At 69.0% G+C, this 9,952-nt stretch carries 7 protein-coding genes and 1 pseudogene; 4 read left to right on the top strand and 4 right to left on the bottom strand.

Annotated elements, in window-relative coordinates:
- Positions 1 to 1,897, top strand: a 1,897-nt coding sequence (locus tag ACTIFJ_RS14020; RefSeq protein ID WP_439534730.1) for an autotransporter outer membrane beta-barrel domain-containing protein, incomplete at its 5' end; no start/stop codon positions are given.
- 74 nt (positions 1,898 to 1,971) lie between these two features.
- Here the strand turns inward: ACTIFJ_RS14020 and ACTIFJ_RS14015 are convergent.
- The 3 genes from ACTIFJ_RS14015 to ACTIFJ_RS14005 all read right to left on the bottom strand — a co-directional run bounded on the left by ACTIFJ_RS14015 (position 1,972) and on the right by ACTIFJ_RS14005 (position 4,791).
- Complete coding sequence (locus ACTIFJ_RS14015; RefSeq protein ID WP_439534729.1) at positions 1,972 to 2,682, bottom strand: EF-hand domain-containing protein; 711 nt, start codon at positions 2,680 to 2,682, stop codon at positions 1,972 to 1,974.
- 67 nt (positions 2,683 to 2,749) lie between these two features.
- Positions 2,750 to 4,066 carry a sensor histidine kinase gene (locus ACTIFJ_RS14010; RefSeq protein ID WP_439534728.1) on the bottom strand — a complete coding sequence of 439 codons (1,317 nt, stop codon included), beginning with the start codon at positions 4,064 to 4,066 and terminating at the stop codon, positions 2,750 to 2,752.
- Entirely contained in the window at positions 4,063 to 4,791 is a 729-nt protein-coding gene (locus ACTIFJ_RS14005; protein ID WP_439534727.1) for a response regulator, read from the bottom strand. The genes ACTIFJ_RS14010 and ACTIFJ_RS14005 overlap by 4 nt, the downstream gene beginning before the upstream one ends.
- 97 nt (positions 4,792 to 4,888) lie before the next feature.
- On the opposite strand from ACTIFJ_RS14005, the gene gpmA reads away from it, so the two are divergent.
- The gene (gene gpmA, locus ACTIFJ_RS14000; protein ID WP_439534726.1) at positions 4,889 to 5,569 is read left to right on the top strand and encodes a 2,3-diphosphoglycerate-dependent phosphoglycerate mutase; all 681 of its coding nucleotides are present in this window, start codon (positions 4,889 to 4,891) and stop codon (positions 5,567 to 5,569) included.
- Here the strand turns inward: gpmA and pyrC are convergent.
- The gene (gene pyrC, locus ACTIFJ_RS13995) at positions 5,566 to 6,615 is read right to left on the bottom strand and encodes a dihydroorotase (RefSeq protein ID WP_439534725.1); all 1,050 of its coding nucleotides are present in this window, start codon (positions 6,613 to 6,615) and stop codon (positions 5,566 to 5,568) included. The genes gpmA and pyrC overlap by 4 nt on opposite strands.
- 200 nt (positions 6,616 to 6,815) lie before the next feature.
- Here pyrC and ACTIFJ_RS13990 point away from each other — a divergent pair, with 200 nt between their 5' ends.
- Together ACTIFJ_RS13990 and ACTIFJ_RS13985 are read left to right on the top strand one after the other, a co-directional pair.
- Complete coding sequence (locus tag ACTIFJ_RS13990; RefSeq protein ID WP_439534724.1) at positions 6,816 to 8,552, top strand: ShlB/FhaC/HecB family hemolysin secretion/activation protein; 1,737 nt, start codon at positions 6,816 to 6,818, stop codon at positions 8,550 to 8,552.
- Positions 8,552 to 9,952 (top strand): annotated as a pseudogene (locus ACTIFJ_RS13985) (hypothetical protein); the annotation flags it as partial. The gene ACTIFJ_RS13990 and the pseudogene ACTIFJ_RS13985, both read left to right, overlap by 1 nt.

Here is a 9,952-nt window from a genome sequence, read left to right as displayed (position 1 = left end):
GACCGCCGCCACCACCACCACGGCAATCGGCGCCGGCGGCAGCGCCTACAGCCTCCTCGTCGATGCCGGCGCCACCCTGTCTTCGATCACCAACAGCGGCACCATCACCGCCATCGCCACCGGCACCGGCAACGGCGCCTATGCCATCACCGACCGCTCGGGCACCCTCGCCAGCATCACCAACAGCGGCACCATCACCACTGCCACCGGCGACAGCGCCGCTTCCGCCCGCGCCATCGACCTGTCGGCCAGCAGCGGCGCCGTGCTCGTCACCAACAGCGGCACCATCACCGGCGACATCGTCTTCGGCAGCGGCGACGCCACGCTGGCGCTGACCGGCGGCAGCATCGCCGGCACTGTCGCCTTCGGCAGCGGCAACAATCTGCTGGCGCTCAGCGGCGCCACCGGCTTCGCCCAGGCGCTGACCGCAACCGCGCCGCTGGCCATCACCCTGACCGACACCGCGCGGCTGGATCTCAGCCTGTCGACGGCCCCGCTGTCGTCGATCAGCGCCACCGGGGCTTCGGTGCTGGTGGTGCCGGTGCTGTCCGGCAATAGCGGCCTGACACTGAGCGGCGCCGCCAGCTTCACCGGCACCAGCGCCATCGAGCTGTCGATCCAGTCGCTCGCCGCCAGCCAGCGCCTCGATATCCTCACCGCCGCCGGCGGCATCAGCACCGATCATCTTGACACCCTGGTCAACCCGCTCGGCAACCGCTTCCTGTTCACCGCCGGCACGCCGACGATCACCGGCAACGCGCTGACCATCGACCTCGTCCGCAAGTCCGCCGCCGACATCGGCCTGGCCGGCGCGCAGGCGGCGCTGTTCGACCAGTCGCTGCTGGCGCTGCCAAATGGCTCGGCCGAAGCCATTGCCATCGCCAATCTCGGCGATGCCGCCAGCGTCGCCGCCGCCTATCGCCAGCTGACGCCGCCGAGCTTCGGCCGTGCCGCGCTGCGCGCCGCGCAGTCGCTCACCGACACCGGCTTCGGCGCCGCGGCCGAGCGGCTGTCGCTGCTCGCCGACATGCAGGACGCCACCGGCATCGAGCGGGGGCCGTCGCGCGGACTCTGGGGCCAGGAGATCGGCCATTTCAGCCGCCAGCGGGCGGGCACCAATGAAACCGCCTTCCGCAACAATACCTTCGGGGTCGCCATCGGTGCCGACACGCAGCTCGGCCCGTTCGATGCGGTCGGCGCCGCGCTGATCGCCAACTGGACCGGGGTCAACCAGGCCGTCGCCGACGGCCTGCCCGATGCCAATGTCTCGATCACCGCGATCGGCGTGCAGCCCTATGCGATGACCTCGTGGAAGGGCCTTTACGCCCAGGCCAATGCCCTTGCCGCGCGGGTCACCTACAGCAGCGAACGCGCGGTCAGCATCGGCGACGTCGCCAACACTGTCACCGCGTCATGGCGCGGCTATCAGCTCGGCGCCGGCCTCACCCTCGGCGGCCGGTTCAAGCTGGGGCCGGTGCGGATCGAGCCGAGCAACAGCCTGTCCTGGCTGCGGCTGCATCAGGGCGGCTATTCGGAAGCCGGCAACGGCAATTTCGCCCTTGGCGTCGAGGCGCAGACCGACACCGCCGCCACCAACACGACCAAAGTATCGCTCGCCTGGCTGGTGCCCTGGGGCGAGGGCAATCTCGAGTTCCAGGGCCATGGCGGCTACGTCCATAATTTCAGCACGACCCCGACCGAAACCACGGCACGGTTCCTCGCCGGCGGCGACAGCATGATCCTGACCGGGGACGCCATCGGCCGCACCGGCAAGATCTTCGGTGGCGGCGCCGGCTATCGCAGCGACTTCATGACCTTCCGGGCGCGCTACGATCGCCGGCAGGAGAGCGGCTATACGGAAAATGCCATCGTCGCGTCGCTGGGCCTGGCGTTCTGACGCCCCTGTCATGCTGACGCCCCGATCCTGATGGGTAAACCGGGAGCGGCGGGGCAGCGCCGCTCCCGGTCCCCTTACCGGCGCTGATGCGCCCGCAAGCCCTGAAGGCCGGCCAGCGTAATGGCGCCTTCGCCATCCTGGTCCAGCATGGCGAAGCGTCGGCGCGCTGCCGCCGAAAATTCGTCGCGGGTGATGGCACGGTCGAAGTCGGCATCGGCCGAGGCCACCGGATGCGGAATCGCCAGCAGGCCGAAGCGCGTTGCGCCCTGCATGTCGGGTGCGGGCTGACGCCCGCCGCCACCGCTGCCACCACGTCTGCCGCCGCCATCGGGCGGTCCACCGCCGCCCATGCCCTCGGGCGGCCCGCCGCCGCCGCCGCCACCGCCTCTGCCGCCAGCCATCGGTCCCGGCCCGCCCATCGGCCCGCCGCCGCCCATCGGGCCGCCCATCCCGCCGCGCAGCTCGGGGGTCGCCTGTTCGTAAGCCTGCATTTCGGTCGGCACGATGCGGCCGTCACCATCGCTGTCGAGCCGGGCGAAAAAGGCCAGCGCATCGCGATTAAACTCGGCCAGGTCGATCCGCCCGTCGCGGTCGGCATCGACGCGGTCGAACCAGCGCATCAGCGGCGGTTCGGTCCCCGGCATGGCCCGGAACGGCTCCCCCATCGGGCTCATGAACGATGATGGCCGGCCGCCGGGCGGCGGCATGCGGCGTCCATCGGGAGGCGCCGGCGCGCAGGCCAGGGCGACGAGGGGAAGGAGCAGGATAAGGGGCGGCTTGGTCATGTCCCCACCATGGCCGGCTCTCATGTCCGGGGAATTGCTTGCCGGACATGTTGGGAAACAGCGCCCCCTAAAGTGGCAGCAGCACCCGGGCGCGGAGCCCGCCGGAGGGCAGATTGTGCAGCGTCACCTCGCCGCCATGGGCACGGGCGACCGACCGGACGATCGCCAGCCCCAGCCCCATGCCGCCGGTGCCCCGGTTACGGGACGGTTCGCCCCGGTAGAAGGGCTCGAACACGCGTTCGAGGTCACCTTCGGCAAGCCCGGCGCCCTCGTCATCGACGAGCACCACGGCATGGCAGTCGTGGCGGCCGATGCTGACAACGGCGCGGCCACCATATTTGGCGGCGTTGTCGATCAGGTTGTTGAAGATGCTGCGCAGCCCGAGCAGGTCGCCGTGGACGACGATGTCGCCGCCGGGCGCCAGCGTCACCGCCACGCCGGCATCGCTATGATCCTCGACAATCCCCTCGACGACCGAACGCAGATCGATCCGCTCGCGCGTCGCGCGGCTGCGGTCGCGCACGAAGCCGAGCACCGAGCCGATCATCGCGTTCATCTCGTCGATCTCGCGCCGGGCCTGTTCCTGCACATCGGGCGGCGCTTTCTCGATCAGGTAGCTCAGCCGCATCAGCGGCGTCCGCAGGTCATGGGCGATGGCGGCAATCATCTGCGTCCGGTCCTGGACATAGCGTTGCAGCCGCTGCTGCATCATGTTGAAGGCCCCGGCCAGCGAATCGACCTCGCTGGATCCCGCCATCGCCACCAGCGGTGCCTCGGGATCGCGGCCGAGCCGCTCGGCCGCCTCGGCAAAGCGGGCGATCGGCGCCGACACCCGCCGCGCCAGCAGCCAGGCCGGGATCGATACGATGACGATGCTGACCAGCAGCCAGGCGATGGCCCGCCATTGCCACGGATCGAGCAGTGTCTTCGGCGTCGCCACCACCACCCAGCCGCCGTCGGCGCGCTGCAAGGCGGCCTCGAAATCGCCGATGACCAGTGTGTCTGGGCCGAAGCGGCGGTCCCCCGGCCCAGGTCCGCGCAGCATCGGGAACGGTCCGCGCGGTCCCATCGGATGGCCGCGCAGGGCGACACGGACCTGCCGGGCCGGCACCTTCAGATGCTCGGCGATCCGGCCCGCCAGCCGGACCTCACGCGCGGTGCTGCCGGTGAACCCGGGGTTGGTGACGCGCCGCACCGTCAGCGGCTCGGGCACGGTATCGGGGGCCTTCAGCATGTCGCCGATCTCGGCGGCGGCAAAGGCCGGCGGAAACCCCGGTGGTGCCACCAGCACCACCGCCAGGCTGATCAGCTGGGTCGCCAGTAGCCCGCCGAACATCACCGCGAATATCTGTACGAACAGCCGATGGCGGCGCCTTTTTCTCATCGCCGGGCCAATTTGGGCACGAACATATAGCCTTCGTTGCGTACGGTCCGCAGGATCGTGTCATCGCCCCCCAGCTTGCGTCGCAGCCGCGAGATCTGGACATCGATGGCGCGGTCAAATGCCTCCGAGTCCGGGCCGCGCGCTGCATCGAGCAGCTGGTCGCGGGTCAGCACCCGGCCCGGCCGCTCGACAAAGGCGCGCAGCAGCGAGAATTCGCCGTCGGACAGGTTGATGATCACGCCGTCGGCCCGGCGCAGGAAGCGGGACATCATGTCGAGCTGCCAGCCGGCGAACTCGACGATCCGGCCGACGTCGGCGCGGGCGCCGTCCGCCGGCCGCCGGCCCGCCCGGCGCAGCACGGCGCGGACATAGGCGAGCAATTCTCGCGGGTTGCAGGGCTTGGTCAGATAGTCATCGGCGCCGATCTCCAGCCCGATGATGCGGTCGACATCGGCGCCGAGCGCGCTGAGCAGGATCACCGGCGGGCCATCGGCGGCGGCGATGCGCCGGCACACCGACAGCCCGTCCTCGCCCGGCATCATGATGTCGAGGATGATCAGGTCGAACGCCTGGCCTTCGAGCAGCCGGTCCATGGCGCTCGCATTTTCGGCCACGGCCACGTCATAGCCGTAGCGGCCGAGGTTTTCGGCGACCAGCGCGCGAATGCCGGCATCGTCGTCGACGACAAGGATGCGCGGGGAGGTCATCGTCGAATCGGCTTCCATCGCGCGGTGTCTGCACGCCGATCATGCACCGCATATTGCGGCGTGGAAACATGGCGTCACATTTGCGTTGCGGGGCTTTTTTTCCTACAGCCCGGCCATGCCTACACTCGTGCTCCTGCGCCATGGCCAGTCTGCCTGGAACCTCGAAAATCGCTTCACCGGCTGGTGGGACGTAAACCTTACGGATCAAGGCGTTGCCGAGGCCATTGCGGCCGGGCGGGCGCTGCAGGCGGCCGGCATCGCCGTCGACGAGGCCTTTGCCAGCGTCCAGACCCGCGCCATCAGGACGCTCAACCTGACGCTGGAAGCGATGGGGCGGCTGTGGGTGCCGGTAACCAAGGACTGGCATCTGAACGAGCGCCATTATGGCGGGCTGACCGGCCTCAACAAGGCGGAAACCGAACAAAAACATGGGGCTGATCAGGTCAAGATCTGGCGCCGCAGCTTCGACGTGCCGCCGCCGCCGATGGAGAAGGGCTCCGAATACGACCTGTCGGGCGATCCGCGCTATGCCGGCATCGACGTGCCGTTGGCGGAAAGCCTGAAGGACACGATTGCCCGCGTGCTGCCCTATTATGAGGCGGCGATCGAGCCGCGGCTGGCGGCGGGGAAGACGGTGATCATCGCCGCGCATGGCAACAGCCTGCGGGCGCTGGTCAAGCATCTGTCCGGATTGTCGGACGCGGAGATCGTTTCCGAGGAAATTCCGACCGGAAAACCGATGGTCTACCAGCTTTCGGGCACACTTTCGGTGCAGTCCCGGGCCTATTTGAGCTAGTTTTGGGGCGGAATTGGCCCGGAAAAGGACCAGTTCAGCACCTCGTTTGCCATGAAGGGCACGACCTTTCCTTGACCGACAGTCTGTCGGTCGGGGACGGTGAACGCCGTCCGGTCGAGCCGCACCCGGCCCTCGTTCAGCGGCAGCCGGTAGAAGCGCGGCCCATGTTCGGACGCAAAACCTTCCAGCCGGTCGAGCGCCCCCATCGCCTCAAAGCTGGCGGCATAGCTCTCCAGCGCGACCGGCGCATTGTAGATGCCGGCGCAGCCGCAGGCCGATTCCTTGGTGGAGACTTCATGCGGCGCCGAATCGGTGCCGAGGAAGAATTTCGGCGAGCCCGAGGTGGCGGCGGCGAGCAGCGCCTGGCGGTGGACCTCGCGCTTGGCGACTGGCAGGCAATAGGCGTGCGGACGGATGCCGCCGTCGAACATCGCATTGCGGTTGAGGGCGAGATGATGGGGGGTGATGGTGGCGGCCACATTCGGGCCGCAGGCCTCGACGAAGGCGACGGCGTCCCTCGTGGTGATGTGCTCGAAGACGATGCGCAGGGCCGGATAGTCGTTGACGAGTTGCTTCAGCGTGCGCTCGATGAACACGGCTTCGCGGTCGAAGATGTCGACGTCATGGTCGGTGACTTCGCCGTGGACGAGCAGCGGCAGGTCGAGGCGTTGCAGGGTGTCGAGCATCGGACGGATATGGGCGATGGCGGTGACGCCGGCGGCGGAATTGGTGGTGGCATGGGCCGGATAGAGCTTGGCGGCAGTGAAGACCGTCGGGTCCAGCTCGGCCGGGTCCTGATGGTCGGTCAGGTACAGCGTCATCAGCGGGGTGAAATCGGTGCCGGGGGGAATCGCGGCGGTGATCCGGTCCCGGTAGCTGCGGCCGAGCGCGGCGGTGGTGACCGGCGGCTTGAGGTTGGGCATGACGATGGCGCGGGCGAACTGGCGGGCGGTGGCGGCGACGGTGTCGGCCAGCGCCTCACCGTCGCGGAGGTGGACGTGCCAGTCATCGGGCTGGCGGAGGATGAGGGCTTTATTGTCTGTCATGGAGCCTCTGATAACCGGATTTTCTGAAACCCTCGACGGGGTTGTTGCGTAAAAGTTTGAAGTCAATGGCAACAAGCGCTTGCGCTCCGTTCGGCGGGGGGCGAAACTACTCATAATCATAACGGGCGCACCGGAGTATGGCGTCGGCGCAGGGGCCGGCAGGGGGGTAAGTTCGCGTGCAATCCAGGGGGCTCAATCTGTTGGCCGGCGCATTGCTGCTGGGCGCGGCACCGGCGCTGGCACAAGCACCGCCACTGCCTTCAGGCGCCATTCCGGGCCGCGACGTCATCGAGGGACAGACGACGGCGCCGCGGCGCGAGCAGCGCCGGGTGCGGGTGGAGGGCGATATCGAGCGCAGCCCCTGCGCGCTGTCCGACCCCGCCTATGCTGCCATCCGCATCACCCCGAGCCGGATCGTCTTCAACAATCTCGGGCCGGTCGACCCGGCCGAGCTCGAACCGCTCTATGCCCGCTATCTGAACAGCGAGCAGCCGGTGTCGGTGATTTGCGAGATCCGCGATGCGGCGGCGACGCTGCTGCGGGCGCGCGGCTATATCGCCGCCGTGCAGGTGCCGGCGCAGCGGATCGAGAATGGCGAAGTGCGGCTCGAAGTGCTCTACGCCAAGGTGACGGCGGTGCGGGTGATGGGCGACGCCGGTGCCAATGCCCGGGTCTTCGAGCGCTATCTGGCGCGGCTGTCCGATGGCCAGGTGTTCAACCGCTTCGAGGCCGAGCGCTGGCTGCTGCTGTCTCGCGACGTGCCCGGCCATGACGTGCGGCTGCTGCTGAAGCCGGCCGGCACCGGGGCGGGCGAGATGGTCGCCGAGATCGCGCTCGAGCGCACGCCGCTGATGGTCGACTTCTCGGTGCAGAACCTCGCCTCCGAGGCGACCGGGCGCTGGGGCGGGCAGGTCCGCGCCGAGGCCTATGGCCTGACCGGGATGGGCGACCGCACCAGCCTGTCCTTCTACACGACGCCGGATTTCGACGAGCAGATGATCTTCCAGATCGGCCATGACTTTCTCGTCGGCGGCAATGGCCTGCGGATCGGCGGACGCTTCACCCATGCCTGGAGCCGGCCGGACCTTGCCGGGGTGCCGCCGATTCTGGCGCAGACGGCGATTGCCGCCGTCGACGCGCGCTACCCGCTGATCCGCCGGCAGGGCGGCTCGCTGGGGCTGACCGCCGGGATCGAGATCGTCAACCAGCGGGTGGCATTCAACGCGCTGCCGCTGAGCCGCGACCGGCTGCGGATCGGCTATCTGCGGCTCGACGGCGATTTGATCGACATGGCCGGCGTCGGCCCGGGCGGGGCGACCGGCTGGCGACTGTCCGGCGCGCTCGAACTGCGGCAGGGGATGGACATATTGAGCGCCTCGCCCAATTGCCTCGAGACGCCGCTGGCCTGCACGGCGGCCGGGGCGCTGCCGCCGGGGCTGGTGTTCAGCGACCCGACGGCGCTGCTGGTGCGCTTCCAGGGCCGGGCCGAGCTGCGGCTGGCCGAGCATCTGGTAATCAGCCTGTCGCCGCGCGGCCAATATTCGGCCTCGGCGCTGCCTTCCTACGAAACCTTTGCGCTGGGCAATTTCACGCTCGGTCGCGGCTTTGATCCGGGCGCGCTGACTGGCGACAAGGGCGTGGCGCTGGCCAGCGAGATCGCCTTTCCGGGGCTGATGCTCTCGGCCCGGGCGCAGCTGCTCGCCGAGCCCTATCTGTTCGCCGATGCCGGCTGGGTGTGGGACCGGTTCGCGCCGGTCGGCGCGGGCGCGCGGGCGCTGGGCTCGGTCGGCGGCGGGGTACGGACGATCTGGGGCGAGAAGATGCGGCTCGATGCGGTGGTGGCGGTGCCGACGCGGACGGTGGGGCTGCGACAGGCCGGCGATGTGCGCTTTCTGGTGACGCTGACGACACGGCTGTGGCCCTGGGGGAATCGGTAATGCGTACGGTGAACAATAGTCGGCTGGCGGCCGGCCTCCGGCGGCCGGCATACGCCGGCAGCTCGATGCGGGCGATGGCGGCGGTGCTGGTGACGCTGCCGATGGCGGCGCTGCCCGGGGCGGCGGAGGCGCAGGAGTTCAACGGTACGGCGTTCAATGCCAATGCCAGTTTCAATCCCGCCGAGGTCAGCATGTTCGGCTCGGGCGGCACCGATGTCGTGTTCGTCAATGCGCCGACAGCCATCGTCAACTGGACGCCGACCGACACCGCGCCGGGGCCGGGGACCATCGACCTGATGCCGGTGGGGCGGACGCTGGACTTCCAGGGCGGCAGCAATCTGCAGGACGGGCTGTACACGGTCCTCAACCGGATCGTGCCGGCCGACCCCGGCCGCTCGGTGCTGATCGACGGCACCATCAACAGCGATGCCGGGGGCTCGATCTGGTTCTATTCGCCGGGCGGCATGATCCTCGGCCAGAACAGCAGCTTCAATATCGGCAGCCTCGTGCTGACCACGGCCGATCCGTTCGTCGGGCAGAACGGCTTCATCGACAATGGCAGTTTTTCGCTGACCGGCACCGGCGCGGCGACGGCGCGGATCCAGATGGATGCCGGGGCGCAAATCAGCGCGCTGGGCGCGGGCAGCTATGTGGTGCTGCAGGCGCCGCAGATCGTGACGGCGCCGGGCAGCGGCATTGCCGTCAATGGCGCGCTGGCGGTGGTGGCGGCCGAGCAGGCCAATTACCGGCTCAACCAGGGGTTGTTCGACATTGCCGTGCCGGTCGGCACCGGGGTAACCAGCGCCATCGAATTTTCCGGCAGTGCGACCGGGCCGGCGGCCTCCGGCTCGGGCGCCAACCGCATGTATTTCGTCGCAGTGCCGAAGAATGACGCGATCACCATGACGATCAGCGGTGGCGGCGACCTTGGCTTCGACATTGCCGGTGCCGCCGATGTGGTGGGCAATACCGTGGTGCTGTCGGCCGGGCGCAATATCGTCGAGGCGACCAACGGGTCGTTCGGTTCGCCCTTTGCCGACGTGGCGGACGTGGGTGGCGGCGCCTCGCTGGTGATCGACAACAAGCGCTTCACCTCGGCGGTGAATGCCGAGGCGGCGCGCGGCACCGGCGCGGCCAGCGGTACCGCGCAGGCGATCACCCAGACCGGCGCCGTGCAATTCGAGAGCGTGCTGCGGCTGCAGGGTGAGCGGCTGGCCGAATTTGCCGTTCAGGATGGCTTCCTCGGTCGGGTAGCAGGCGATGCGGTGATTTCCGCCGACACGCGGACGCTGGGCGGCGTGCCGGGCGAGGACCGGACGGCCGGCACCGCGCGGGTGATCATCAGCGGCGACGAGGGCGGCATCGAATTTGGCGGCGACCTGCGGGTCAGTGCGGTCGGC

The sequence above is a fragment of the Polymorphobacter sp. genome, from assembly GCF_051860865.1.
Classification (GTDB): Bacteria; Pseudomonadota; Alphaproteobacteria; order Sphingomonadales; family Sphingomonadaceae; genus Sandarakinorhabdus.
This window is presented reverse-complemented; position numbering and strand designations above follow the sequence as displayed.